This window comes from Streptomyces koelreuteriae (assembly GCF_018604545.1).
In the GTDB taxonomy this organism is placed as follows: domain Bacteria; phylum Actinomycetota; class Actinomycetes; order Streptomycetales; family Streptomycetaceae; genus Streptomyces; species Streptomyces koelreuteriae.
Genome location: NZ_CP075896.1, coordinates 986,390 through 1,012,558, shown reverse-complemented (window position 1 = coordinate 1,012,558; position 26,169 = coordinate 986,390). Strand labels below are relative to the sequence as shown.

22 protein-coding genes are annotated in these 26,169 nt (G+C 71.2%); 7 read left to right on the top strand and 15 right to left on the bottom strand.

The features are described from left to right. Nucleotides 1–3: 3 nt before the first annotated feature. The 7 genes from pcaDC to KJK29_RS04485 all read right to left on the bottom strand — a co-directional run bounded on the left by pcaDC (nucleotide 4) and on the right by KJK29_RS04485 (nucleotide 6,487). Nucleotides 4–1,125, bottom strand: coding sequence for a bifunctional 3-oxoadipate enol-lactonase/4-carboxymuconolactone decarboxylase PcaDC (pcaDC, locus tag KJK29_RS04515; protein ID WP_215117392.1), 1,122 nt, complete (start codon nucleotides 1,123–1,125; stop codon nucleotides 4–6). Next, complete coding sequence (gene pcaB / locus KJK29_RS04510; RefSeq protein ID WP_215117390.1) at nucleotides 1,122–2,417, bottom strand: 3-carboxy-cis,cis-muconate cycloisomerase; 1,296 nt, start codon at nucleotides 2,415–2,417, stop codon at nucleotides 1,122–1,124. The genes pcaDC and pcaB overlap by 4 nt, the downstream gene beginning before the upstream one ends. Further along, the gene (gene pcaG, locus KJK29_RS04505) at nucleotides 2,414–3,019 is read right to left on the bottom strand and encodes a protocatechuate 3,4-dioxygenase subunit alpha (RefSeq protein WP_215117388.1); all 606 of its coding nucleotides are present in this window, start codon (nucleotides 3,017–3,019) and stop codon (nucleotides 2,414–2,416) included. The genes pcaB and pcaG overlap by 4 nt, the downstream gene beginning before the upstream one ends. Nucleotides 3,020–3,025: 6 nt before the next feature. After that, nucleotides 3,026–3,799: a protocatechuate 3,4-dioxygenase subunit beta gene (gene pcaH / locus KJK29_RS04500; protein WP_215117386.1), complete on the bottom strand. Its 774-nt coding sequence runs from the start codon at nucleotides 3,797–3,799 to the stop codon at nucleotides 3,026–3,028. 89 nt (nucleotides 3,800–3,888) lie between these two features. Then, nucleotides 3,889–5,091 (bottom strand): thiolase family protein, encoded by a 1,203-nt coding sequence (locus tag KJK29_RS04495; RefSeq protein WP_215117384.1) that lies wholly within the window; start codon nucleotides 5,089–5,091, stop codon nucleotides 3,889–3,891. Further along, nucleotides 5,088–5,732, bottom strand: a complete 645-nt coding sequence (locus tag KJK29_RS04490) for a CoA transferase subunit B (RefSeq protein ID WP_215117382.1) — start codon at nucleotides 5,730–5,732, stop codon at nucleotides 5,088–5,090. Before KJK29_RS04490 ends, KJK29_RS04495 begins: the two co-directional genes overlap by 4 nt. Beyond that, on the bottom strand, nucleotides 5,732–6,487 hold the full coding sequence (locus KJK29_RS04485) for a CoA transferase subunit A (RefSeq protein WP_215117380.1): 756 nt from the start codon (nucleotides 6,485–6,487) through the stop codon (nucleotides 5,732–5,734). Before KJK29_RS04485 ends, KJK29_RS04490 begins: the two co-directional genes overlap by 1 nt. 207 nt (nucleotides 6,488–6,694) lie before the next feature. On the opposite strand from KJK29_RS04485, the gene KJK29_RS04480 reads away from it, so the two are divergent. Continuing rightward, on the top strand, nucleotides 6,695–7,159 hold the full coding sequence (locus tag KJK29_RS04480) for a MarR family winged helix-turn-helix transcriptional regulator (protein ID WP_215117379.1): 465 nt from the start codon (nucleotides 6,695–6,697) through the stop codon (nucleotides 7,157–7,159). Between the two features lie 32 nt (nucleotides 7,160–7,191). Here KJK29_RS04480 and KJK29_RS04475 read toward each other — a convergent pair whose 3' ends face one another. Next, nucleotides 7,192–8,172 carry a DUF3048 domain-containing protein gene (locus tag KJK29_RS04475; protein WP_215117377.1) on the bottom strand — a complete coding sequence of 327 codons (981 nt, stop codon included), beginning with the start codon at nucleotides 8,170–8,172 and terminating at the stop codon, nucleotides 7,192–7,194. Between the two features lie 233 nt (nucleotides 8,173–8,405). Here KJK29_RS04475 and KJK29_RS04470 point away from each other — a divergent pair, with 233 nt between their 5' ends. Next, a complete protein-coding gene (locus KJK29_RS04470) occupies nucleotides 8,406–9,596 on the top strand; it encodes a zinc-dependent alcohol dehydrogenase (protein ID WP_215117375.1) in 1,191 nt (396 codons plus the stop codon). Between the two features lie 12 nt (nucleotides 9,597–9,608). Here KJK29_RS04470 and KJK29_RS04465 read toward each other — a convergent pair whose 3' ends face one another. Then, nucleotides 9,609–10,673 carry an ATP-dependent DNA ligase gene (locus KJK29_RS04465; RefSeq protein ID WP_215117373.1) on the bottom strand — a complete coding sequence of 355 codons (1,065 nt, stop codon included), beginning with the start codon at nucleotides 10,671–10,673 and terminating at the stop codon, nucleotides 9,609–9,611. A 197-nt stretch (nucleotides 10,674–10,870) separates the two neighbouring features. Between KJK29_RS04465 and KJK29_RS04460 the strand changes: the two genes are divergently transcribed. Together KJK29_RS04460 and ligD are read left to right on the top strand one after the other, a co-directional pair. Beyond that, nucleotides 10,871–11,344 carry a PP2C family protein-serine/threonine phosphatase gene (locus KJK29_RS04460; protein ID WP_215117371.1) on the top strand — a complete coding sequence of 158 codons (474 nt, stop codon included), beginning with the start codon at nucleotides 10,871–10,873 and terminating at the stop codon, nucleotides 11,342–11,344. Nucleotides 11,345–11,396: 52 nt separating this feature from the next. Next, the gene (gene ligD / locus KJK29_RS04455; RefSeq protein WP_215117369.1) at nucleotides 11,397–12,425 is read left to right on the top strand and encodes a non-homologous end-joining DNA ligase; all 1,029 of its coding nucleotides are present in this window, start codon (nucleotides 11,397–11,399) and stop codon (nucleotides 12,423–12,425) included. Nucleotides 12,426–12,428: 3 nt separating this feature from the next. On the opposite strand, the gene KJK29_RS04450 is transcribed toward ligD, so the two are convergent. Then, nucleotides 12,429–14,570: an OmpL47-type beta-barrel domain-containing protein gene (locus KJK29_RS04450; RefSeq protein ID WP_251058071.1), complete on the bottom strand. Its 2,142-nt coding sequence runs from the start codon at nucleotides 14,568–14,570 to the stop codon at nucleotides 12,429–12,431. Between the two features lie 47 nt (nucleotides 14,571–14,617). Further along, nucleotides 14,618–17,095, bottom strand: a complete 2,478-nt coding sequence (locus KJK29_RS04445) for a ThuA domain-containing protein (RefSeq protein ID WP_215117366.1) — start codon at nucleotides 17,093–17,095, stop codon at nucleotides 14,618–14,620. Nucleotides 17,096–17,284: 189 nt separating this feature from the next. Between KJK29_RS04445 and KJK29_RS04440 the strand changes: the two genes are divergently transcribed. Both KJK29_RS04440 and KJK29_RS04435 read left to right on the top strand, forming a co-directional pair. Continuing rightward, complete coding sequence (locus KJK29_RS04440) at nucleotides 17,285–18,262, top strand: multicopper oxidase domain-containing protein (protein WP_215117364.1); 978 nt, start codon at nucleotides 17,285–17,287, stop codon at nucleotides 18,260–18,262. A 79-nt stretch (nucleotides 18,263–18,341) separates the two neighbouring features. After that, the gene (locus KJK29_RS04435) at nucleotides 18,342–19,409 is read left to right on the top strand and encodes a LacI family DNA-binding transcriptional regulator (RefSeq protein ID WP_215117362.1); all 1,068 of its coding nucleotides are present in this window, start codon (nucleotides 18,342–18,344) and stop codon (nucleotides 19,407–19,409) included. A gap of 162 nt (nucleotides 19,410–19,571) precedes the next feature. On the opposite strand, the gene KJK29_RS04430 is transcribed toward KJK29_RS04435, so the two are convergent. After that, nucleotides 19,572–20,357 (bottom strand): VOC family protein, encoded by a 786-nt coding sequence (locus KJK29_RS04430; protein ID WP_215117360.1) that lies wholly within the window; start codon nucleotides 20,355–20,357, stop codon nucleotides 19,572–19,574. Between the two features lie 234 nt (nucleotides 20,358–20,591). Here KJK29_RS04430 and KJK29_RS04425 point away from each other — a divergent pair, with 234 nt between their 5' ends. Beyond that, entirely contained in the window at nucleotides 20,592–20,837 is a 246-nt protein-coding gene (locus KJK29_RS04425; RefSeq protein WP_215117358.1) for a WhiB family transcriptional regulator, read from the top strand. Nucleotides 20,838–20,918: 81 nt separating this feature from the next. Here the strand turns inward: KJK29_RS04425 and KJK29_RS04420 are convergent, their stop codons facing one another. From KJK29_RS04420 to KJK29_RS04410, 3 genes are all read right to left on the bottom strand, one after another. Beyond that, on the bottom strand, nucleotides 20,919–21,899 hold the full coding sequence (locus tag KJK29_RS04420) for an acyl-ACP desaturase (protein WP_215117356.1): 981 nt from the start codon (nucleotides 21,897–21,899) through the stop codon (nucleotides 20,919–20,921). A 189-nt stretch (nucleotides 21,900–22,088) separates the two neighbouring features. Beyond that, entirely contained in the window at nucleotides 22,089–22,865 is a 777-nt protein-coding gene (gene ddaH, locus KJK29_RS04415; RefSeq protein WP_215117354.1) for a dimethylargininase, read from the bottom strand. Nucleotides 22,866–23,895: 1,030 nt separating this feature from the next. Beyond that, nucleotides 23,896–26,166, bottom strand: coding sequence for an ATP-binding cassette domain-containing protein (locus tag KJK29_RS04410; RefSeq protein ID WP_215117352.1), 2,271 nt, complete (start codon nucleotides 26,164–26,166; stop codon nucleotides 23,896–23,898). Nucleotides 26,167–26,169 lie beyond the last annotated feature (3 nt).

The following is a 26,169-nucleotide window of genomic DNA, read 5'->3' as shown; positions in this document are numbered from 1 at the left end:
GGGTCAGCCTGCCGTGCCGTCCTCCTCCGCCAGCACCCGCTGGGCCGTCGCGAACGCCGAGTTCGCCGCGGGCACCCCGCAGTACACGGCCGTCTGCAGCAGTACCGCGCCGATCTCCTCGGGTGTGAGCCCGCCCCGGCGGGTGGCCCGGACGTGCATGGCCAGTTCGTCGTAGTGGCCGTGCGCGACCAGCGCGGTGAGGGTGATCATGCTGCGCTCGCGGCGCGACAGCGTCGGGTCGGTCCAGATCTCGCCCCAGGCGTAGCGCGAGATGAAGTCCTGGAAGCGCGCGGTGAAGGGCGTCTGCTTGGACTGGGCCCGGTCGACGTGGGTGTCGCCGAGCACCTCCCGCCGCACCTCCATCCCGCGTCCGGCGGGCCCGCCGAAGTGGGCCCGCAGCGCGGTCAGTACCGCTTCCGGGCACTGCGCGGGCGCCAGATGCGAGGCGCCCGGGAGTTCGACGAGTGTCGAGTCCGGCACCGCGTCGGCGATCTCCCGTAGATGCGCGGGCGGCGTCGCCGGATCCTCGCGGCCGGCCACCAGCAGCGTCGGTACGGCGATTTCGGACAGCCGGTCGCGCAGATCGAACGCGGCGAGCGCGTCACAGCAGGCGGCGTACGCGTCCGGGTCGGCGTCCCGGTGGTCCCGTACCAGCTCCGGCACGGTGAACCCGGGCGTGAACCAGCGCGCGTCCGCGCCCTCCGCCAGCCCGGCCAGGCCCTCCCGCCGCACCAGCGCGGCCCGCTCCTCCCACGGCTTGGCCCCGTTGAAGTGCGCCGAGGAGCAGATCACGGCCAGCGACGACAGCCGCTCCGGACGGTGCACCGCGAGATGCAGCCCCACGGCCCCGCCCAGCGACACACCCGCGTACGCGAACCGTTCGACGCCGAGGGAGTCGGCGAGCGCCAGCACCAGGTCGGCGAGGTCACCGACCGTCGCGCCGGCCTCGATGAGCCCGGCCGCCGAACCGCCGTGCCCCGGCAGATCCCAACGGACCACCCGGTGGGTGATCGACAGTTCGGGCGCGACCTTGTCCCAGAGGGCGTACGACGTGCCGAGGGAGGGGCCGAGCAGCAGCGGGGGAGCGGAGGCGGGCCCTTCGGTGCGGTGGTTCAGGAGTGTCAACGTCGCTCCAGAGCGCGGTCGGTGAGGGCTCCGGCGGAGCCGGTGTAGTGGGTGGGGTCGAGGTCGACGTCCGCCAGCTCCGGTGCCTCGGCGAGCGGGCGTCCCTCGGCGGCCAGTCGGGCGAGGAGTTCCTTGGCACGGGCGCGGCCCAGCACCGGGGCCAGTTCGGCGGAGAGCCGCTCGGAGACGATCAACCCGCCGGTCAGGTCCAGGTGTTCACGCATGACCTCGGGCCTGACCCGCAGTCCCTCGGCCAGCTCCACGGCGTCCCGGGCGGCCCCGCCGGTCAGCCGCAGCAGGTCCCGCAGCGGTTCCCACTCGGCGTGCCAGGACCCGGCAGGCCGCTCGTCCTCCGCCGCCAGCGAGCCGTACAGCGTGGCCGCGAGCTGCGGTGCCCGTCGCGCGGCGGCGGCGATCAGGGTGGACCGTACGGGGTTGGACTTGTGGGGCATGGCGGACGAGCCCCCGCCGTTGCCCTCCGCGACCTCGGCGATCTCGGTGCGCGACAGGGTGAGGACGTCCACGGCGAGTTTGCCGAGCGCGCCCGCCGTGAAGGCGAGGCACCCGGCGAGATCGGCGACGGGTGTCCGCAGGGTGTGCCAGGGCAGATCGGGTGCCCTGAGGCCGAGTTCACGGGCGTACGCCGTCGGCAGTCCGGTCGGATCGCTCGCGCCGTACGCCCCGAAGGCAGCCAATGTGCCCGCCGCGCCGCCGAGTTGAGCGGGCAGTGAGTCCCGTACGGCCGTCGTCCGGTCACGTGCGTCCAGGACCAGCGCCCGCCATCCGGCCGCCTTCAGCCCGAAGGTCGTCGGTACGGCGTGCTGGGTGAGCGTCCGCCCCGGCATCGCGGTGTCACGGTGTTCGGCGGCCAGCCGGGCGAGGGACTGCTCGGTGCGTCCGAGGCCGGCGAGGACCAGGTCCAGGGTGCGCGCGGCGACCAGCATCGTCGCCGTGTCCATGATGTCCTGGCTGGTCGCGCCCCGGTGGACGTAGGGGCCGTACTCCTCGCCGACGGCCTTCGTCAGCTCGGCGACCAGCGGGATGACCGGGTTGCCACCCGCGCGGGCCCGCTCGGCGAGGGACCGGACGTCGAAGGCACCGGAGCCTGCCGCCTCGGTCACCGCCGTCGCCGCCTCGGCGGGGGCGAGCCCCAGCGCGGCCTGGGCCCGGGTCAGCGCGGCCTCCGCGTCGAGCAGCGCCCGCAGATACGCGTGGTCGCTCGTCGCGGACGCGGCCGCCGAGTCGGCCCACCCGGGGGCGAGCAGGCCGGTGTCGCCGTGCGCAGTTGTCACTGGAACTCCAGGAAGACCGTCTCGCCTTCGCCCTGAAGGCGGATGTCGAAACGGTACGTGCCGCGCGCCTCCGCCACGGCGATCAGCGTGTCGCGGCGCCCGTCCTCCAGCCCGGACAGCAGCGGGTCGGCGGCCAGCGCCGCCGTATCGCCCGGCAGATAGATCCGGGTGTACAGGTGCACCAGCAGCCCGCGCGCGAAGACGCACACGCTGAGGTACGGGGCGTTCCGCCCGCGTGCGCCGGGTCGCAGGGTGCGCGCGTACCAGTGGCCGTTCGCGTCGGTCTGGATGCGACCCCACCCGGTGAACTCCACGCCGTTGCGCCCCAGGAAGCCCCCCGACGCCGGGTCGCGCCGCATCGAACCGTCGGCCGTCGCCAGGTTGCCGTCCGGGTCCGGCCCCCACAACTCGATCAGGGCGTCCGGCAGCGGGTTGCCCTCGCCGTCGGTGACGTACCCGTGCACGGTGACCGTGTCCGGATGCCCGGCGGGTGCGATGTCCTCACCGCCGCGGAACGGCAGGGCGTGGCCGTAGAACGGGCCGACGGTGTGCGAGGGGGTGGGCAGCACGCTCTCCGGGCGGCTCGCGTCGATCTTCGTCATGGCAGGTCAGCGCCCTTCCTCTATCCAGGTGGCCTGCGGCCCGTCGAGCACGATGTCCCAGTGGTAGCCCATCGAGAACTCCGGCACCGACAGGCTGTGGTCGTAGGTGGCGACCAGCCGCTGCCGGGCCGCGTCGTCCGTCACCGACTGGATGATCGGGTCGTAGGGGAACAGCGGGTCGCTCGGGAAGTACATCTGCGTCACGAGCCGCTGGGTGAACGCCGAGCCGAAGAGCGAGAAGTGGATGTGGGCCGGCCGCCAGGCGTTGACGTGCTGGCGCCACGGGTACGGGCCCGGCTGGACCGTGGTGAAGCGGTAGTGCCCCTCGGCGTCGGTGAGCGTGCGGCCCACGCCGGTGAAGTTCGGGTCCAGCGGGGCGTCGTGCTGCTCACGCTGATGGGCGTAACGCCCCGCCGAGTTGGCCTGCCAGATCTCCACGAGCTGGCCGCGCACCGGGCGGCCGTCGCGGTCCAGCAGCCGGCCCGAGACGGTGATGCGCTCACCGATCGGCTCACCGTCGTGCTGCCGCGTGAGGTCACTGTCGATCTCGGTGATGTCCCGCTCCCCGAACGCCGGGGAGGACAGCTCCACCAGCTCCGGGTCCTTGCTGACGTCGATGGTGACCGGCGGCCGTTTGGGGTGCCGCAGTACCGAGGAGCGGTACGGCGCGTAATCGCGGCGCGGCTGGTTCTCGACGGGCCCGCCGTCGGCGAGCCGCTTCTCGTACGCGGCGTGCTCGGCCGCGATCTCCTGATCGATGTCGTGCTGAGTGAGAGTCATGGGGTTCCCTGAAAAGGTTCGTGAGGTTCTCGCCCTAAAGGGGCGCGGGGAACTGCGCGACCGGCCACGGACGGCCCGCAGCCGAACGCCTAACGTTCCAGAACGAGCGCAAGGCCTTGACCCACCCCGATGCAGAGCGTGGCAACACCGACGCCACTGCCCCGCCGGGCAAGCTGATGCGCAACCGTCCCGGCGAGCCGAGCCCCGGACGCACCCAGCGGATGCCCCAGAGCGATCGCCCCACCCTGCGGATTGAGAATCGCCGGGTCGAACTCGGGCCACTCGGCCACACACCCCAGCACCTGCGCCGCGAACGCCTCGTTCAGCTCCAGCACGGACAGGTCGTCAAACCCCTTACCCGCCTTGGCCAGAGCCCGGTTGACGGCCTCGACCGGAGCGAGTCCGAAGTAGTCCGGGTCGAGGGCGTTGACGCCGCTCGCGGACACCCGGGCCAGCGGCTCGCGCCCCGTGGCCCTCAGACCTTCCTCGTCGACCAGAAGAAGGGCAGCCGCACCGTCGTTGAGCGGTGACGCGTTACCCGCCGTCACCGTGCCGCCCTCCTCACGGAACGACGGCTTCAGCTTGGCCATCGACGCCAGGGAGGCATCCGTACGCACACACTCGTCGGCGTCAAAGACCACCGGATCGCCCTTGCGCTGCGGCACCGCCACCGGCACCGACTCCGCCTCGAACAGACCCTGTTCCCGCGCCCGCGCGGCCTTCTCATGGCTGCCGAGCGCGTACTCGTCCTGCTGCTCGCGGCTGATCTTGTGCTTGTCGGCGATGAGTTCGGCCGACTCGCCCAGCGGAATCGTCCACTGCGGCTCCATCCTCGGGTTGACCATCCGCCAGCCCAGAGTCGTGGAGTACAGCTCGGTGTGCCCGGCCGGGAAGGGCCTGTCGGACTTGGGCAGCACATAGGGCGCCCGGGTCATCGACTCGACGCCACCGGCCACGGCGATCGAGGCGTCCCCGACCGCGATCGCGCGGGCCGCCTGGATGACCGCCTCCAGCCCGGACGCGCACAGCCGGTTGACGGTCACACCCGGCACCGAGGTGGGCAGGCCCGCCAAAAGGGCCGCCATGCGGCCGACGTTGCGGTTCTCCTCACCGGCACCGTTGGCGTTGCCGAAGTACACGTCCTCGACGCGCGCAGGATCCAACTCCGGCGTGCGGGCGAGCAGTTCGCGGATCGCGTGCGCGCCCAGGTCGTCCGGGCGGACCGAGGCCAGCCCGCCGTTGTAGCGGCCGATCGGGGTGCGGACCGCGTCGACGATGTAGACGTCCTTCACTTCAGTCCCTCCGGCACGGTCAGTTCGGCGTCGGTCCTGGTGACGATCTCCTGGGCGCTCACGCCCGGCGCGGTCTCGACCAGGATGAGCCCGTCGTCGGTGACGTCGAGGACGCCGAGGTCGGTGATGATCCGGTTCACACACCCCTTGCCGGTCAGCGGCAGGGCGCACTCGGTGAGGATCTTGGGGGAGCCGTCCTTGGCGGTGTGGGTCATGACGACGACGACCGTACGGGCGCCGTGCACCAGGTCCATCGCCCCGCCGATGCCGGTGATCAGCTTGCCGGGGATCGCCCAGTTGGCCAGGTCGCCCCGCTCGGACACCTGCATGGCGCCCAGCACCGCGACGTCGATGTGCCCGCCCCGGATCATCGAGAAGGACAGCGCCGAGTCGAAGAAGGACGCGCCCGGCAGGACCGTCACGGTCTCCTTGCCGGCGTTGATCAGGTCCGGGTCGACGGTGTCCTCGGTGGGGTAAGGGCCGGTGCCCAGGATGCCGTTCTCCGATTCGAGGACGACTTCGACGCCCTCGGGCAGGTAGTTGGGGATGAGCGTGGGCAGGCCGATGCCGAGATTGACGTACTGGCCGTCCCGCAGCTCGCGCGCGGCCCGCGCGGCCATCTGTTCACGCGTCCAGGCCATCAGCTGCTCACCGTCCGCCGCTCGATCTTCTTGTCCGCCGCCTGCTCCGGGGTGAGCGCGAGTACCCGCTGCACGAAGATGCCGGGCAGATGCACCGCGTCCGGATCGATCTCGCCGGGCTCCACCAGCTCCTCCACCTCGGCGATCGTCACCCGCCCGGCCATCGCGGCCAGCGGGTTGAAGTTGCGGGAGGACTTGTTGAAGACCAGGTTCCCGTGCCGGTCGCCCTTCGCGGCCCGGACCAGAGCGAAGTCGGTACGGATGCCGCGCTCCAGCACGAACTCCTCGCCGTCGAACTCCCGGACCTCCTTCGGCGGTGAGGCCAGCGCGACCCCGCCCTCACCGTCGTAGCGCCAGGGCAGGCCGCCGTCGGCGACCTGGGTGCCCACCCCGGCCGGGGTGTAGAAGGCGGGGATTCCGGCGCCGCCGGCCCGCAGCCGCTCGGCCAGGGTGCCCTGCGGGATCAGCTCGACCTCCAGCTCCCCGGCCAGGTACTGCCGGGCGAACTCCTTGTTCGCGCCGATGTAGGAGCCCGTCACCCGGGCGATCCGGCCGGCGGCGAGCAGGACCGCGAGGCCCGACTCCATCGCCCCGCAGTTGTTGGAGACCACCGACACCCCGGCCACCCCGCGCTCGTACAGCGCCTGGATCAGCACGTTCGGCACACCGCTCAGCCCGAATCCGCCCACCGCGAGCGACGCGCCGTCGGGCACGTCGGCCACCGCCTCCAGGGCTGTGGCGACCACCTTGTCCATCCGAGAAGCCCCATCTCTTCCGAGCACCCCGACCTCGATTAGTCAGCGCACTGAGTATTTCCGTGAAGCTCCTTTCACGCTGCCATCGCCACAGCAGGGCGTCAAGACCTCGGAGAATGCGTCTCTGATCCCTGGTGCGGCCGGCAGACAGCCGGGGAACGGGTCGGTATTGTTCAGTGCACCAACGAAAACTACGGAGGGGTGCACATGGCGGCGGCCGACCTCACCACCCACCCCGGGCACCTGGCCCGGCGGCTCCAGCAGGCGCACTACCTGCTGTGGAACACGATGGTCTCCGAGGAGATCACCTCGCCCCAGTACGCGGTCCTCAACACGCTCGTCGCCGAGCCCGGCCTGGATCAGCGCACGGCGGGGGAGCGGGTGGGGCTCGACCGCTCCACCATCGCCGAGGTGATCAGCCGGCTCATCCGGCGCGGGCTGCTCGACAAGGTCCGTGACCCGCAGGACGGCCGCCGCTTCCTGCTCCGGCTCACGGAAGAGGGCGTGCGCACCCACCGCAAGCTGACCGTGCGCACCGCCCGGATGAACCAGATCTTCCTCGCGCCGCTGACCGCCGAGGAGCAGACGGTGTTCTTCGACCTCATCCGGCGTGTGTCGGACGCGGCCGAAGGCCTGCGCAACCCGGGGGAGTCCCTGGTGGCGCCCCGCTGACCGACGCGGCGGGCCCGGCCCGCGCGATCCGGTCAGGGCGCCTTGGCGTACACCACCCACACCTGGCCCTTCGCGAAGTTCACGGGTGTGCCGTCACGGGTGGTGAACGCCGTGCCGTCCGTGGCGTCCTCGCGCTCCCAGTTCACGTCGTAGGCCCGCCCGTCGCGCAGCACCTTCGCCTTCCCCGAGCCCACCGTCTCGGTGTACGGCGTGTTGTTGCCGAGGAAGTCCCGGAAGGCGGACTCGCGCACCTTCACGTACTGCACGACGACCGTCGCCGCCGCCATGCGCTTGCCGTCGGCCGTCGCGGCCGGTGTGCCGTCCATGCCGATCAGCCAGTGGTCCCGGGAGTCCGACCAGGTGAAGGTGAAGCGGGCCGCCGGATAGCGCACCGTCTGCGAGGGCGTCGCCGTGCCGCCCGCCGGGGCGGAGCCGTAGCGGAAGCCGGTGGTCAGGGCGTCCCGGCCCGGGGCTTCCGGCACGATCCGCTCGGGCCGCACATAGAGGTTGTGCGGGGCGGACCGGTCCGGGTCGCGGAAGAAGGCGTCGGAGGCGCTGCCCGGCGTCGCCGCCCGCAGCGGCGCCTTGTCGATCAGCGGCAGGAGCTTCGTCTGGGCGCCGGAGAAGGCGAGCGTGGGCCGGTCGAACTGGCGCAGCAGCTCCAGATCCGACTCACGGGCGCTGCGCACCGGACCGACCGCCTGCGGCAGCTTCGTGGCGTACACCGCCATCAGACGGCTCAGCCCGCCCTCGACCTGCTCCACGTACACCACGTCCGCGGCATCGACGCCCGTGGGCGGCCGGGCCGTACCGGCGTTGTCGATCTTGACGGCGAGTACCGAGCCGTCGGTCGCCCCGGGTGAGGCGCCGCGCTCCGAGGCGGTGGCCGATCCCCGGCCGTCGTCGGGCGGCCCGCCCCCGCTCGTACAGCCCGCCGCCAGGGCCGCCGTCACCGTCGCGGCCAGCAGCGCCGCCGTCGTAGCGGCCCGCCGTCCGCGCGCTTCTCGTCCCATGCCCACCGTCGCCACCGCGCCTCAAGTCATTCGTTTGTCATGATTGTGCGCTTATCTGAGCATCGATGGCCACATTCGATCGTTTCTGGCGGGACGGTGTCCCCGTCGCGTCCGTCGATCGGCTCAAGGTTCGCCACGGGCCACCCGGGTACCCGGGCCTCTCCGAAATGGCCGAGCCGAAACGACCGAGCCGAAACGACCGACGCGCACGCCGACGGAGGGAGCGCGAGGCGATGAGGGCAGTGACCTGGCAGGGCAAGCGGGACGTGCGGGTGGAGAACGTGCCCGATCCGACGATCCAGGAGCCGACGGACGCGATCATCCGCATCACCTCCAGCGGGTTGTGCGGATCCGACCTGCATCTGTACGAAGTGCTCACGCCGTTCATGACACCGGGCGACATCCTCGGCCATGAGCCCATGGGCATCGTCGAGGAGGTCGGCGCCGGTGTACCGGACCTCCAGGCCGGGGACCGGGTCGTGGTGCCGTTCCAGATCGCCTGCGGCAACTGCTGGATGTGCCTCACCGGCCTGCCCACCCAGTGCGAGACCACCCAGGTCAGCGGCGAGGGCATGGGTGCCGCCCTGTTCGGCTACACCCGCCTGTACGGAGCGGTGCCGGGGGCCCAGGCCGAGTATCTGCGGGTCCCGCAGGCGCAGTTCGGCCCGATCAAGGTCCCGGAGGGCCCGCCCGACGACCGCTTCGTCTACCTCTCCGACGTGCTGCCCACCGCCTGGCAGGCCGTCGCCTACGCCGACGTCCCGCAGGGCGGCAGCGTCGCCGTGCTCGGCCTCGGCCCCATCGGCGACATGGCCTGCCGCGTCGCCCGGCTCCGGGGTGCCGGACGGGTGTTCGGTGTGGACCTGGTTCCGGAGCGGCTGCGCCGGGCCCGCGCACGGGGCGTGGAGACCTTCGACCTCAGGTCCTTCGACGACGAGAAGGAACTGATCGAAGCGATCCGCGACGAGACCGACGGCCGCGGCCCCGACGCCGTGATCGACGCGGTCGGCACCGAGGCCCACGGCAGCGCGGCCGCGCGCATGGTGCAGAGCGCCTCAGCGATCCTGCCCCGCAAACTGAGCGGCCCGCTCGCCGAACGCTTCAGCGTCGACCGGCTCTCCGCGCTGAACACCGCCATCGAACTGGTGCGCCGCGGCGGCACCCTCTCGCTGTCCGGTGTCTACGGCGGCCTGGCGGACCCGCTGCCGCTGCTCACCCTGTTCGACAAGCAGATCCAGATCCGGATGGGCCAGGCCAACGTCCGCCGCTGGAGCGACGACATCATTCCGTACCTGACCGACGAGGACCCGCTCGGCGTCGAGGACTTCGCCACCCACCGGGTGCCGCTGTCGGAGGCCCCGCACGCCTACGAGATGTTCCAGCGCAAGCAGGACGGCGCGGTCAAGGTGCTGATGCAGCCCTGAACCGGCGTGACGCTACGCGCCGAGGATCTCCGCCAGGTCGTAGCGGACCGGCTCCTGGAGCTGCGCGTAGGTGCAGCTCTCGGGGGTCCGGTCCGGGCGCCAGCGGCGGAAGCGGGCGGTGTGCCGGAAGCGCTGCCCGTTCTCCATGTGGTCGTACGCCACCTCGGCCACCCGCTCCGGCCTGAGCGGCACCCACGACAGGTCCTTCCGGCCCGACCAGCGGCTCGGCGCCCCCGGCAGCCGGGCCTTCTCGTGCGCGGCCTCGTCGGACCAGGCCGCCCACGGATGCCCCTGGGCGTCGTCCAGGCGCAGCGGCTCCAGCTCCTCCACCAGCTCGGCACGCCGCTTCATCGGGAAGGCGGCGGACACGCCCACATGCTGGAGGGTGCCCCGGTCGTCGTACAGGCCGAGCAGCAGCGAGCCCACGACCGGGCCGCTCTTGTGCAGGCGGTACCCGGCGACGACCACGTCCGCCGTACGCTCGTGCTTGATCTTGAACATGGCGCGCACGTCCGGGCGGTAGGGCACGGTCAGCGGCTTGGCGATGACCCCGTCCAGGCCCGCCCCCTCGTACTGCTCGAACCACTGCCGTGCCACCTCGATGTCGGTGGTCGCCGGCGCCAGATACACCGGAGCCGTCACCCCCGCCAGCTCCCCGGCCAGCCGCTCCCGCCGGTCGGTCATCGGGACGTCCATCAGCGACTCGTCCCCCAGTGCCAGCAGATCGAAGGCGACGAGCGAGGCCGGCGTCCGCTCCGCCAGCATCCGCACCCGCGAGTCCGCCGGATGGATCCGCTCCGTCAGCGCGTCGAAGTCCAGATGCCCCTCCCGCGCGATCACGATCTCCCCGTCCACCACACAGCGCTCCGGCAACCGCTCCCGCACAGCCGTCACCAGCTCGGGAAAGTACCTGGTCAACGGCTTGCCCGTACGGCTGCCGAGCTCGACCTCGTCCCCGTCGCGGAACACGATCGCCCGGAACCCGTCCCACTTCGCCTCGTACTGCATGCCCGTGGGGATCGCCGCCACGGACTTGGCGAGCATGGGCAGCACGGGGGGCATCACCGGGAGATCCATGCCTCGACTCTAAGAGCCGCCCCCGCGGTCCGCCTGTCGAGCGACGAGGCGAAAGCCGCAGGTCAGGACGGGATCGCCCGAGGATGCGGAGGCGGGGCACCGGCGACACACTGGAACCTGGCGTGCTCCGATCAGGGGGCGGACGAGGAGGATCCGCGTGGGCTTCGACCAGCTTCCGCTGAAGTCGCTCTTCTCCGGTGCCGAGGACGCGCTGCTGTCGATGCCGGCCGACGCCCCGGCCGAGGCCGACCACCGGCTGGCGAGCATCGGCCTCGACCGGGTGGGCCACCTGTCTGCTCGCCCTCGTCGACCCCGGCCAGGGCACCTGCACCTTCGCCGGCGCCGGACACCCGCCGCCCGTGCTGCTGCACCCCGACGCCCCGGCCGAACTCGTCCATGTCCCGACCGGACCGCCCCTCGGCACCGACCTCGGCGGCTACGAGGCACTGACCCTGCCGGTGCGCCCCGGAACCGTCCTGCTCATGTACACCGACGGGCTGATCGAGGACCGCCGCAGGGACATCGACTCCTCGCTGCGACGCCTGACGCATCTGAGCCTCGACCTCGACGGCCCTCTGGAGAGCGTCGTCGACGCCCTCCTCGCCCGCCTGGTGCACGGCACCACCGAGGACGACGTCACCCTGCTCGCCACCCGCCTGCGTGCCCCGTGACGCCCGAACGCTCCGCATGCGAGGCCCACCCGCTGCGCCTACCGTGTCGAGCATGGGTGACGCGGTGGAACTTCAGGCGGGCGGCCGGACCGTACGGCTGTCCAGCCCGGACAAGATGTTCTTCCCGGAGCGCGGCTTCACCAAGCTGGACCTCGCCCGCTACTACATCGCCGTCGGCCCCGGCATCCTGCGCGCCCTGCGCGACCGGCCGACGACCCTGGAGCGCTACCCCGAGGGCATGAACGGCGAGAACTTCTTCCAGAAGCGGGCGCCCAAGAACATGCCCGACTGGATCCCGACCGCGCACATCACCTTCCCCAGCGGCCGCAGCGCCGACGAGATGTGCCCCACCGAGGTCGGCGCGGTGGTGTGGGCCGCCCAGTTCGGCACCCTCACCTTCCACCCCTGGCCGGTACGCCGCGACGACGTCGACCACCCGGACGAACTCCGCATCGACCTCGACCCGCAGCCCGGCACCGACTACGACGACGCCGCCCGCGCCGCCCACGAACTGCGGGCGGTGCTCGACGAGTTCGGCGGACTGCGCGGCTTCCCCAAGACCTCGGGCGGCCGGGGCCTGCACGTCTTCGTGCCCATCGAACCCCGCTGGACCTTCACCCAGGTCCGGCGCGCCGCCATCGCCGTCGGCAGGGAGCTGGAGCGGCGCATGCCGGACCAGGTGACCATCAAGTGGTGGAAGGAGGAGCGGGGCAGCCGCATCTTCGTCGACTACAACCAGACGGCACGCGACCGCACGATCGCCTCCGCCTACTCCGTACGGCCCCGCCCGCACGCCCCCGTCTCCGCGCCCCTGAACTGGGACGAGGTGGGGGTCGCGCACCCCCAGGACTTCGACCTCGCGACGATGCCCGCGCGCTTCGCCGAACTCGGCGATGTGCACGCGGACATGGACGACCACCGCTACTCCCTGGAGTCCCTGCTCGACCTCGCCCGCCGTGACGAGCACGACCACGGGCTGGGGGATCTGCCGTACCCGCCCGAGTATCCGAAGATGCCGGGTGAACCGAGGCGGGTACAGCCGAGCAGGGCCCGCAAGGAGAAGCCTCCTACGGCTCCTTGACGCCTACAGCTCCTTGATGCGGATGTCCCGGTAGGACACCACATCCGTCGTGCCGTGCACCTGGAGCCCGAGGTAGCCGGAGGCGAACCGCCGCCCGTCCGTGCCCGGGTCGTCCGAGCGGGGCGGGGTGAAGGCCTGGCCGCCGGTGTTGTCGAACTCGTTGATCAGCACGCCGTTGCGGTACACCGAGTAGTGCTGGTCGACCACGCGGATCTCGTAGTCGTTCCAGGTGCCCTTCTGGGTCACGCCGGCACCGGCGAGCCCCACCCGGTCGAAGCCGTAGACCGACCCCGTCTTGTACATGTCGCCGTCGGGCCGGTCGAGCACCTGCACCTCGTGCCCGTACTTGATGGCGACCCACTCCGGCCGTGACTCCTCCGGGTGGTCGTGGACCCAGGGGAAGCGCACGAACACACCGGAGTTGGCGTTGCCCGTGCCCGGGGCGTCGTCACGCCACTGGAGCTTCAGCGAGAAGTCGCCGTACTTGCGCTCCGGGAACCACAGCATGCCCATGCCGGGCGTCGTGGTGCTGGAGGTGATCGTCCCGTCCGCGTTCAGCCCGAACGAACCGCCGCCCACCTGCCGCCACTTGGCCAGCGACTCCGCGGTGCCGTCGAAGAGCGCGCGATAGCCCTCGGTCTGCCCCGGCTTGCCGATGCCGGACTGGCGGGCGGCCTTCCGGACGGCGTTGTACTCGCGCTGGTCGAGCACGCCCTCCTTCAGCAGGGCGTCGAGGACGGACGTCACATGCTTGAGGAACAGCGCGTGGGACGTCCACTCCTTCTCGTCCTCGATCAGCTCGCCGATCCGGCACCGGTTGTCGGTCACCCGGTTGCGCACTCCCGAGTCGACCGTGCCGACGATCACCGTCAACCGCTCGTCGTACTCCGGGCAGTCGGGCGCCGGGACCTGCCCGGAGACGACCGTGAAGGACACGGTGCGTGCCGCCGCGGTGTTGCCGGCCTTGTCGCTCGCCCGGTACGCCACCGTGTGCCCGCCCGCCCGGTCGACCACCACCGGGGCCGAGTAGGCGAGGTACGGCCCGCCGTCGAGCGAGTACTCGATCTTCTCGACGCCCGAACCGTGCGCGTCGGTCGCCGTGACGGTCACCCGGGCGCTGTTGACATACGCCCCGGCGGAGTTCCTGGTGCCCTCCACGGACACGCCCGTCACCGGCGGGGTGGTGTCCTGAGGCGGCGCCGCGACGACCTTGAACTGCACGCTCTTCTCGGCCGCCACATTGCCCGCCTTGTCGGTGGCGCGGTAGCGAACGGTGTGGGTGCCGACCTGGTGCACCATCACGGGCGCGGTGTACGGCTGCCAGGCCCCGGAACCGATCGCGTACTCGATCGTGTTGACGCCGGAACCCGTGTCGGAGGCGGAGACGGTGACCGTCGCCATGTCGATGTACGCTCCGTCGGCATCGCGCTCACCGCTCACCGTCGCCGAGGTCTCCGGCGCGGTCGTGTCGTCCGACTGCGGCGCCACGACCGTGAACGCCGCGCTCTTCTCGGCGGAGACGTTCCCCGCCTTGTCGAAGGCGCGGTAGCGGACCTTGTGTGCGCCGACCTGATCGACGACGATCGGCGTGGTGTACGGCTGCCAGGCACCCGAGTCGCCGATCGCGTACTCGATCCTCTCGACGCCGGACCCGCCCTCGTCGGTGGCGTGCAGTTCGACGCTCGCCGAGCCGACGTACTCGCCCTGCGTGTTCTGCGTCCCGCTCACATGCGCCGACGCCTCGGGCGCCGTGGTGTCCTCGCCGGTGCCCTCGGTCACCACGAGGATGCCCTGCATCTGGCCGTGGCCGGGGATCGTGCAGTGGTAGAAGTACCGGCCGGGCGTGAGCGTGACCTGCGCGGTGTGCTTGCCGCCCTGGGCGTCGTTCGGATTGGCCAGGATGTTGAGCGTCACGTCGTCGTTGAACTCGGGATCGCTCGTCACGAACGTCAGCGTGTGCGGCATGCCCATGGTGTTGCCCGTGGCCACGCTGTTCTCGAACACGATCGTGGCCGTACCCGCGACCGCCGTCTTCGGCGCCGAGAGGTACTTGTCGATGTCGTTGCCGGCCGTCCAGGTGAGGACCTGATCGGCGGCCTTCGCCTCCGGCTGCCCGGACGCCGGTATCGCCTGCACGCCGAGCATCACGAGCAGGGCGGCCAGCAGGGCGGCCCAGATTCTTCGGTGCCGGATCACTCGGTCCCCCTCGCCAGCCGGTCGGCGGCCGGGGTCGGCCCGCCGCCCTTGTAGGTGACCCGCCACAGGGCCGACTTGGAGTCCGAGGTGAAGAAGCCGCGGCCGTAGTCGAGGACGTACAGCACACCGTCCGGACCGAACTTCCAGTCCATGAGGTTCTTGATGCCGTCGTTGCCGATCGGCACGATCTTCTTCAGCGACTCCGAGTGCACCGGCAGACCGCCGTCGCCCTGGGTCTTCGGGTCCATGAGCACCGCGTTGCGCGGCTGGTCGGCGTCGTAGAAGTCACCGACGAACCACTTGCCGTCCCAGTAGGCGGGCCACTTGGCCGCGCTCGTGCTGCCGGCGTCGTAGCGGTACACCGGCCCGTTCATCGCGGCCTGGCCGCCGCCCTTCAGCCAGGGCAGCCGGTACGTCGCCTGCTCCGGCTTGTACGAGGGGACGCCGCTCGCGTCCCGCGGGTAGTCCGGCGCGCCGCCCTGCGGCGAGTACCAGATGTTGTTTCCGGTGACCGGCGGCAGATCGACCAGGCCGTCGTTGTTCGGCGACTCGTTCTTCGGGCGGTCGCAGTCGTACCAGCCCAGCGGCTTGGACGGATCCGGCAGATTGCGGTCCCGGTAGGGCTGCTTGTTGCCCATGCAGTACGGCCAGCCGCGGTTGCCCGCCTTGGTGATGGCGGCGAACGTGTCGTACTTGGCCGGGCCCCAGGTCGTCGAGGGCGCGCTCGCGTCCGGACCGACCCAGCCCGCGTAGAGCACGTCGGTCGACTTGTCGACGAAGATACGGGCGGGGTTCCTGACCCCCATCACATAGATCTCGCCGCGGGTCTTGCCACCGCCCTCGTCGGTCTCCTTCCCGGTGAAGAGGTTGCCCTCGGGAAGCGTGAACGTCCCGTCCGGCTCCGGGTGGATGCGCAGGATCTTGCCGTTGAGGTTGTTGGTGTTGCCGGCCGTGCGGCGCGCGTCCGCGAAGGAGACGCCCTTGTAGTTCGGCTGCGGGTTGTTGCCCGAGTAACCGGAGCTGAACCCGCTGGAGTTGTTGTCACCGGTGGCGATGTACAGATTGCCCTTGGAGTCCCAGGCCATCCCGCCGCCCGAGTGGCAGCAACTGTGAATCTGCACAGGCCACTTCAGCAGCACCTTCTCACTGGCCAGGTCCAGCTTGTTCGTTGCCTGATCCAGCGTGAAGCGGGAGACGCGCCGCTCGGCCATCCGCGTGTCACGGTTGATCTGCGCGTGCGGCGTGTAGTGCAGATACACCCAGCCGTTCGTCGCGAACCCCGGGTCCAGCTCGATGCCGAGCAGGCCCTCCTCGACCTTGACCAGCTCGTCGCCGCCGCCCTTGTTGCCGAAGACGGTGAGCGCACCCGCGAGCGTGACCTGCTTGGTCTTCGGGTCGTAGACGTGGATCTCGCCCTTGCCCTTGCCGATGTCGGGGTGGTTCCAGTCCGTGACCACCGGCTGCGAGGAGTCGGCGCCGCCCCGGCCGATGTAGAACACCCGGCCGTCGGGCGCGGTGACCAGCCCGTGCGGTTCGCCGATCTGGTCGTTCTGCCCCGGCTGGTTGGGCTTGGTCAGCCGCTCCGCCTGGTAGTTGGCGTTGATGGTCGCCTTGCAGTCGGCCTGCTCCAGCCGGGTCGTCCACATCAGCGCGCCGCGCAGATGGGCACGGAAGTCGGTCTCGTCGTACGACGACACCGTGCCGCCCATGCCGGTGTAGAAGGAGCGGCCGCCGTCGTAGTCACGGCACCAGCTGACCGGGTGGTCCCAGCCGTTGGCGCCCGTGCCCGGCTGGTAGCTCGACTCCCTCACCCGGGCCACCGTATGGACGTCGCCCGACGGGTTCTTCACCCAGTTCAGCCACTTGTCCGGGTGCTTCCACTGCACCGGCAGGTCCTTGGTCGCCGGGTGCCGGCGGTCGCCGACCTCGACGGTCGCCCGCTGCGCGGCCGAGGGGCTCGACGCGGCCGGGCGGGCTCCCACCAGTCCGGTGAACCAGTCGGAGTACGGCTCCGCGCGCGCCGCGTCATGGAGACCGACGAAACCGCCGCCCGCCTCCATGTACGCCTCCAGGCCCGCCTCCTGCTCCGCGTCGAGGACATCGCCCCCGCCGGTCAGGAACACGATCGTGTTGAAGCGGCCGAGTCTTGTCTCGTTGGTGAACACCGAGGCGTCGCCGGTGGCCTCGACCTTGAAACGGCGGTTCGCCGGGCCCGAGAGCCCGATCTTCTCGATCGCCTCGATCCCGGCGTTCACGACCGGGGACTCCTCCCCGGCCGCCGCGGAACCATGGAAGAGCAGCACGCGTACATTCGCGCCGCCCGGCGGCGACTTGATCGACATCGTTGTCAGCGGGGGTTCCGGATACGGCCTCGCGTTCGCGGCCGGCCCCGACAGCAGCCCGGCGGTCACGACTCCGGCGGCCACGGAGGCCGCCCAGACACGTCTTCCCTTGCTCAACCCTCGTAAGTGCATGGGCACCTCCTCGGTCACAGCAACACCGCCAAGGAAGCTAAACCCCTTTGCTCGGCTCGCCAATACCTATGACCGGGATGGCTCCAACTTTGTCTTGAGTGTGGATAAACGGGAGCGCGGCCGGTACCGTCGCACAGGTTCATCACAGGTACGCCTCTGCAAAAGCCTTACCAGGGTGGGGAGTTCCGCATGGACAGACGCAGCTTCAACCGGCGGGTCCTGCTGGGTACCGCGACCGTCGCGACATCGTTGTCGGTGGCGCCGGAGGCCATCAGCGCCGACGGACCGGCGAAGACGGCACCCGCCGGAGGCGAGGTGAAGCGCATCAAGCTGTACGCCGAGAAACTCGCCGACGGCCAGATGGGCTACGGCCTGGAGAAGGGCAAGGCGACGATCCCCGGCCCGCTGATCGAGCTCAACGAGGGCGACACCCTGCACATCGAGTTCGAGAACACCATGGACGTCGCGGTGAGTCTGCACGTCCACGGCCTGGACTACGAGATCACCAGCGACGGCACGAAGATGAACCGCAGCCACGTCGAACCGGGCGGCACCCGCACCTACACCTGGCGCACCCACGCCCCCGGCCGCCGCAAGGACGGCACCTGGCGGGCGGGCAGCGCGGGCTACTGGCACTACCACGACCATGTCGTAGGCACCGAACACGGAACGCAGGGACTCCAGAAGGGCCTCTACGGCCCCGTGATCGTCCGCCGCAAGGGCGACGTCCTGCCGGACCGGACGCACACGGTCGTCTTCAACGACATGCGCATCAACAACAGGCCGCCGCACTCCGGGCCGAACTTCGAGGCCACGGTGGGGGATCGCGTCGAGTTCGCCGTGATCACGCACGGCGAGTTCTACCACACGTTCCATATGCACGGTCATCGCTGGGCGGACAACCGCACCGGCATGCTGACCGGCCCCGACGACCCCAGCCAGGTCATCGACAACAAGATCACCGGCCCGGCCGACTCCTTCGGCTTCCAGGTGATCGCGGGGGAGGGGGTCGGCGCCGGGGCGTGGATGTACCACTGCCATGTGCAGAGCCACTCCGACATGGGGATGGTGGGCCTGTTCCTCGTGAAGAAGCCGGACGGGACGATCCCCGGGTACGAGCCGCACGAGCACGGGGGCGAACAGCCGGGGCACGAGCACGCGCACTGAAGTCGCGCGCGAGAGCGCTCTCACCACCCTGCCCGCCCGGGGCTATCCTGATCCGCAGCCGCAGATGAGGAGCCCCGAAGTGACCGACACCGCGCCACGTCCCACTCTGGAGGCCGTGGCCGCCCGGGCCGGTGTCTCACGGGCCACCGTCTCGCGCGTGGTCAACGGCGGGGACGGGGTGCGGGATGTTCTCGTGGAGCGGGTCCGCAAGGCCGTGGACGAACTCGGCTACGTCCCCAACCAGGCCGCCCGCTCCCTGGTGACCCGGCGGCACGACGCCATCGCGGTCGTCGTCGCCGAACCCGAGACCCGGGTCTTCGCCGACCCCTTCTTCGCGCTCCAGCTGCGCGGCATCAGCAAGGAACTCACGGCCCACGACAACCAGCTCGTCCTGCTGCTCACGGAGGGCCGGGACGATCACGCCCGGGTCGGCCGGTACCTGGCCGGCGGACATGTCGACGGGGCCCTCGTCTTCTCCCTGCACCTCGACGACCCGCTGCCGGAGCTGATCCAGCGGGCGGGCATTCCCACCGTCTTCGGCGGCCGGCCCGGCTGGAGCGGCGACCGGCAGGGCGTGGTGTACGTCGACAGCGACAACCGGGGCGGAGCCCGCGACGCCGTCCGCCACCTGGCCGCCCTCGGCCGCACCCGGATCGCGCACATCACCGGCGCACTCGACCAGACCTCCGCGGCGGACCGCCTCGACGGCTACCGGGACGTCATGGTCGACGCCGACCCGCGATTGATCGCCGAAGCCGACTTCACCCCGGCCGGGGGCGAGCGTGCGATGCGCGAACTCCTCGACCGCTGCCCGGACCTGGACGCGGTGTTCGCCGCCAACGACCTCACCGCCTCCGGTGCCCTGCGCGTCCTGCGCGAGTCCGGCCGCCGCGTCCCCGACGACATCGCCGTGATCGGCTTCGACGACATGCTGCCCGTCGCGGAACAGACCGACCCGCCCCTCACGACGGTCCGTCAGGACATCGAGGAAATGGGCCGCCTGATGGCCCGCCTGCTGCTGCGCGACCTCGACCGCGGCGCCTCGCACGGGGGCTCCTCGCACGGGGGCTCCTCGGGCAGTGCCGCCGATGGCACGCCCTCGAGCGTGGTCCTGCCGACGACGTTGGTCCGGCGGGCTTCGGCGTAGGCGGTCGGTGCGGTTCGGGGGAGGCGTCGCTCCGGCCGTTGTGCGGCAGCCGGGCAGGGCCGGGCCGGGAGGCGGGGTGGGCTGGGCAGGCTCTCGGCCTGGCACCACTCCGCGACACGGGGCCGACGCCAGCGCATGCCGGCATCACGCCAGGAGTGCCCCTCAGGCCGCCTGCGGCTCGCTGTGGATCACCGCGAAGCGGGCCCCGTACGGGTCGGCGAGCTTGGCGAGGCGGCCGACGCCCGGCAGGTCCGTGGCGGGCAGGCGGATCGTGCCGCCCCGCTCCTGGGCACGGGCGACGATGGCGTCCGGGTCGGTGACCTCGAAGTACGGGAGCCAGTGCGCCTCCTCCTCGACCGGGTCGTCGGCCAGCGCCACGATGCCGCCGAACATGGCGTCCTCCGGCTCCCCGGCGGGGACGAAGGTGGTGTAGGCGCCGCCGGGGAACTCCACTCCGAAGGTCTCCAGGCCGAGCACGGAGTGGTAGAAGGCGGCCGCCGCGGGGACGTCCGCCGTGTACAGCTCCACCCAGCACAGCGAGCCGTGCTCCTGGACGACGTCCAGGCCCTTGTTGCGCCCCGGCTGCCACAGGCCGAACTGCACACCCGCCCGGTCGGCGAGGATCGCCATGCGGCCCAGGTCCAGCACGTCCATGGGCTGCATCCGCACCGAGCCGCGCGCCTGCTCCGCGGCCTTCGCCGTGCCGTCCGCGTCCGGGGCTTGGAAGTACACCCCCCAGGAAGGCGGGCCCTGCTCAGGCGTGGTCTGCATACCGCCGGCGGCGGTTCTGCCGCCGAGCTGGAAGAGGCCGTACCCCCCGACCTCGGGGTCGCCCGGCTGGAAGCTCCAGCCGAACAGATCCCCGTAGAAGGCGGCGGCGCCGTCGATGTCGGGTGTGCCGAGATCGATCCAGTTCGGAGCGCCGGTGACATACCGGGTGGTGAGCATGGCCGCCCTCCTCGCACAGGGTCCCGTCGTCTCACCGTCGAGTCTCGCACCGCCCACTGACACGCGCCGCCGGAGCGCCGCCGGGTCACCTCCGGGGCGTGTCAGCGAGACGTTCCCGCGCGCCGCCGTGCGCCGGCTGATTGAAAAGGTGATGATCGCAGTGGCCGGGGGCATGAACGCGGTGTTGATCCCGCGTTGATCGAACGTTTTTCGTCGACCGCGACGCTTCTTGCCATGCACATCGACACCATCACCTCGCCCGAACTCGCCTGGCAGCAGGAAGCGTTGTGTGCGCAGACCGGGGCGGAGTTCTTCTTCCCCGAACCGGGCAGTTCGGTGCGAGAGGCGAAGCGGATCTGCGGCCTGTGCCCGATCCGTACGGAGTGCCTCGAGTACGCGCTGGACAACGACGAGCGTTTCGGCGTCTGGGGCGGCCTGTCGGAGAAGGAACGGCTGGAGCTGCGGCGCAGGTCGAGCTAGCGGGCCGTATCGCACGCGAGAGCCCCCTGGCAGGACGACCTGCCAGGGGGCTGAGCGTATGGCCGGGGCCGGTCTACCGGGTCACGCGCCGGCCGCCCGGGCCGCCATGCGGGCCTTGCGCGCGGCCAGCTTCTCGTCGAACTTCGACGCCTCGGAGTCCAGACCGCCCATGAACAGGCCGAGTTCCTCCTGCGCCTTGCGGCCCTCGGGGCCGAGGCCGTCGATCTCCATGATCTTCAGGAAGCGCAGCACGGGCTGGAGCACGTCGTCGTGGTGGATGCGCATGTTGTAGACCTCGCCGATCGCCATCTGCGCGGCGGCCCGCTCGAAGCCGGGGATGCCGTGACCGGGCATCCGGAAGTTCACGACCACGTCCCGCACGGCCTGCATCGTCAGGTCGGGCGCGAGCTGGAACGCCGACTTGAGCAGGTTGCGGTAGAAGACCATGTGCAGGTTCTCGTCGGTCGCGATGCGGGCCAGCATGCGGTCGCAGACCGGGTCGCCGGACTGGTGGCCGGTGTTGCGGTGCGAGATGCGGGTGGCCAGCTCCTGGAAGGCGACGTAGGCGACCGAGTGGAGCATCGAGTGGCGGTTGTCCGACTCGAAGCCCTCGCTCATGTGGGACATGCGGAACTGCTCCAGCTTGTCCGGGTCCACGGCGCGCGAGGTGAGCAGGTAGTCCCGCATCACGATGCCGTGCCGGCCCTCCTCCGCCGTCCAGCGGTGCACCCAGGTGCCCCAGGCGCCGTCACGGCCGAAGAGCGAGGCGATCTCGTGGTGGTAGCTGGGGAGATTGTCCTCGGTCAGAAGATTGACGATGAGCGCGATGCGGCCGATCTCGGTGACCTGGGACTGCTCCTTCTCCCACGCCTCGCCGTCCTCGAAGAGGCCGGGGAAGTTGCGCCCGTCGCTCCACGGCACGTACTCGTGCGGCATCCAGTCCTTGGCGACCTGCAGATGCCGGTTGAGTTCCTTCTCGACCACTTCCTCCAGTGCGTACAGCAGCTGAGCGTCGGTCCAGGCGCCGGCGGGGCTGCCGAGGTGGGGAGCGGCGATCGTCATGGACTCTCCAGGGGACATGCGTACGAGCGGTGAGCGGTAACCTACGGCATCGTAGGCTACGTTGCCGTAGGTTACGAGGCCGTAGGTTAAGGGCGCGGTAAAGGCCGCTGATCAGCGGGTCGCTCGGACGCTCGGCGTCGCTCCCGGGGCCCGCAGGTCGAGGGCCGATGGAGGGACACTCCGGCCCGGTCAGACGTAAAGGTCCCGCAGCCGCACCGAGAGGCACGTCACACATCCCTCGAGCTTCTCGAACTCGCTGATGTCCACGACGACCGGTTCGTACCCGAGATCCGAGAACAGCTCGGCGGTCTTCGGCGCGCTCGCGGCCATCAGCAGTTTGTCACCGCCGAGCAGGACCACGTGCGTGCCGGCCTCCTCGGGCACCGGCAGGAAGCGCGCGAACAGCGACGGCGTGTCCATCTTCGGGATGTGCCCGATGACCGTGCCGTCCGGCAGCGCCGTCACCGCCGACTTCAGATGCAGCACCTTGCTCACCGGTACGGCGACGACCCGCGCGCCCAGCGGCTCGAACGCGGCGCGCAACTGCTGGACGCCGGCGGCGTTGGTGCGCCCGCCGCGGCCCACGTACACGGTGTCGCCGATCTTCAGTACGTCGCCGCCCTCCAGGGTGCCCGGCTCCCAGATCCAGTTCACCGAGCAGCCCAGACCGGCCACGGCCTCCTCGACCCCGGCGGTCTCGTCCCGCCGCGACTCGGCACCCGGGCGCGCGATCAGTGCCACGTTCCGGTACATCACGACCGTGTCCTCGACGAACACCGAGTCCGGGCAGTCGTCGGCCGGATCCACCTCGATGGTGTCCCAGCCGTGCGCGCGCAGAGCCGTCACGTACGCCTCCCACTGCTCGACCGCGAGATCGGCGTCGATCCCCTCCCGCTCGATGTGCGTCACCAGCCCCTCGGCAAGACGCGGGCTGGGACGACGGACGAGGGCCTTCTTGCTGGGCACGAGCGTGACTCCGTATCGGATGGGACGTGTCTGCACCGCACCGACGGAACCTCCGGGATCGACCGGAACGCGTCGGGCGTCAGCCGACCATGATGCAGGTCGATCCGACGAGAGGACACCCCCGGGAGGGAGGGAGGAGCTGGGGGCCTGGCGCCGAGGTCGGGGAGGGAACAGGAGGCGAAGCCCCCGCCGGGGCCCGGGGTGGAGCCCCGAGGCAGGGCATGCGCGGCTTGGGGCGCATGAGGTGCAGCCCGGCTGGAAGCCGGGCATGAGGCGTGTCGAGTACGCGGCGGGCGACGCGTTGCTGAGGGTGCAGGGGGCCAAGCCCGGCTTGGTGTGCAGGGGGGGGCATAGCCCCCGCCGGGGTTGGGAGCGGCTGGGAGCCGCGCATGGGGCATGCCGAGCACGCGGCCAGCGCCGCGTTGCCGGGGGCGGGGGACCAAGCTCGGCTCGGGGTGCAGAGGGTGAAACGCCCGCTAGGGGCCCGGGGCGGGGCCCTCCCGGTGCCCGGGGCCCCGAGGCAGGGCAAGCCCCCGGCTTGGGGCGCAGGAGGCGAACCCCGGCTGGAGCCGTGCACGGGGCATGCCGAGCACGCGATGGGCGACGCGTTGCCGGGGGCAGGGGACCAAGCCCGACTCGGGGAGCAGAGGGCGAAACGCCCGCTGGGGGCCCGGGGGCCCCGAGGCAGGGCAAGCCCCCGGCTTGGGGCGCAGGAGGCGAACCCCGGCTGGAGCCGTGCACGGGGCATGCCGAGCACGCGACGGGCGAGCGTTGCCGGGGGGGCAGGGGACCAAGCCCGGCTCGGGGAGCAGAGGGCGAAACGCCCGCTGGGAGCCCCGGAGGCAGGGCAAGCCCCGGCTTGGGGCGCAGGGGATCAAGCCCGGCTCGGGGCCCAGGGGGCGAACCCGCCGTTGGGGGTGCAGGGGGCGTAGCCCCCGTCGGGGGCCGGGGCGGAGCCCCGGGGCGAGGTCAGCCTCTTGTCCGACCGATTCGGGTGGGTGGGTGGGTGGGCAAAGGAAAGGCACACCCCCTACCCCCGCACCGCCCGCCGCAGATGCCCCCCAGTGAACGACCCCTCCGCCTCCAGCAGCTCCCGCGGCGTGCCCTCGAAGACGATCTCGCCGCCGGCCCGGCCGCCGTCGGGGCCGAGGTCGATCACCCAGTCCGCACGGGCGACCACGTCCAGGTTGTGCTCGACGACGATGACTGTGTTGCCCGTGTCGACCAGCCGGTCCAGCAGGGCGACGAGTCCTGCCACGTCCGCCATGTGCAGGCCGGTCGTCGGTTCGTCGAGCACGTAGACCGCACCCGTCCGGTGCAGCCGCGTGGCCAGCTTGATCCGCTGCCGCTCGCCCCCGGAGAGCGTGGAGAGGGGCTGGCCGAGCGTCAGATACGTCAGCCCGACGTCCCGCAGGGCGCGCAGCCGGCGCCGCAGACCCGTGTCGTCGAAGAAGCCGAGCGCCTGCTCGGCCGTCATCTCCAGGACGTCGGCGATGGAAGCGCCCCGCACGGTGAGCCGCAGCACCTCGTCCCGGAAGCGCCGCCCCTCGCAGTCGTGGCAGGCCGTCGTCACCGGGTCCATGAACGCGAGGTCGGTGTAGAGGATGCCCCGGCCCTCGCAGGTACCGCAGGCACCGGTCGAGTTGAAGCTGAAGAACCCCGCGTCGGCCCCGGTCTCGCGGGCGAAGATCTTCCGTACCGTGTCCATGATCCCGAGATAGGTCGCGGGAGTGGACCGGCCCGAGATCCCGATCGACGACTGGTCGACGACCACGGCCTCGTCATGGGCGGCGGTGAACTCCGCGACCAGAGTGCTCTTCCCCGACCCGGCGACCCCGGTCACCGCTGTGAGCACACCGGCCGGGAACCGTACGGTCACGTCCCGCAGATTGTGCCGATCCGCGCCCTTGACCCACAGCTCACCGACGGGCCGGCGCACCTCGCTCTTGACCGTCGTACGGGTGCGCAGACAGCGGCCGGTGAGCGTGCCGGACGCGGCCAGCTCCTCCGGTGTGCCCTCGAACACCACCGTGCCGCCCCCGGTGCCCGCCCCCGGCCCCATGTCCACCACATGGTCGGCCAGCGCGATCACGTCCGGGTCGTGCTCGACGACCAGCACGGTGTTGCCCTTGTCGCGCAGCCGCAGCAGCAGCTCCCCGAGGCGGCCCACATCGCGCGGGTGCAGACCGACGCTCGGCTCGTCGAAGATGTACGTCATCCCGGTCAGGCTGGAGCCGAGGTGCCGCACGGTCTTCAGCCGCTGCCCCTCCCCGCCGCTGAGCGTCGCCGTCTCCCGGTCGAGGCTGAGGTAGCCGAGCCCGATCGTCTCGATCCGCTCCAGCGCGGCCACCGCCGCCCCCGCGATCACCCCGGCCACCGGATCGTCGATCTCCTTCAGTACGGCGATGAGATCGGTGACCTGCATCCCGGCGCAGTCGGCGATGGAACGTCCGTTGATCCGGGTCGCGAGCGCCGCCGCGTTGAGCCGGGCTCCCCGGCATGCCGGGCAGGCGCCCTCCACCAGGAACTCCCGGACCAGATCGCGGGTCTTCTGGCTCATGGCCGACAGGTCCCGCTTCAGATACAGCCGCTCGAAGCGGTCGGCCAGGCCCTCGTACTCGGTGGTCCAGGTGCCGCCGGTGCCGTGGACGGTGACCTTGCTGCCGGGCCGCCCCCGCATCAGGAACTCCCGCTCGGCGGCCGTGAACCGCCCCACCGGCTTGTCCGGGTCCAGGTCGGCGCTGTTGATGTACGCCTGCCCCTGCCAGGTCCCGGCGGCGAACGGCGGGAAGCGGACCGCCCCGTCGGCGAGGGAGCGGTCCGGGTCCAGGATGCGGTCCCAGTCGGGCCGGACCGTACGGCCGAGCCCGTCGCAGTCGGGGCACATGCCCGACGGGTCGTTGAACGAGTACGCCGTCGCCGGCCCGGCGCTCGGGGTGCCGTGCCTCGAGAACAGCACCCGGATCACCGAGTAGACGTCCGTCATGGTGCCGACCGTCGACCGGGAGTGGCCGCCGACCGGCCGCTGGTCGACGACGATCGCGGGGGAGAGGTCCTCCAGGCCGTCCGCGTGCGGCCGCTCGTACTTGGGCAGCCGGTTGCGGACGAACCACGGATACGTCTCGTTGAGCTGACGCTGCGACTCCACCGCGATCGTGTCGAACACGACGGACGACTTCCCCGACCCCGAAACGCCGGTGAACACGGTCAGCCGGCCTTTCGGGATGCGGAGGGTGACGTCCTTGAGGTTGTTCTCGCGTGCTCCGGTCAGGGTGATGACATCGTGCGTGAAGTCGCTCATGCC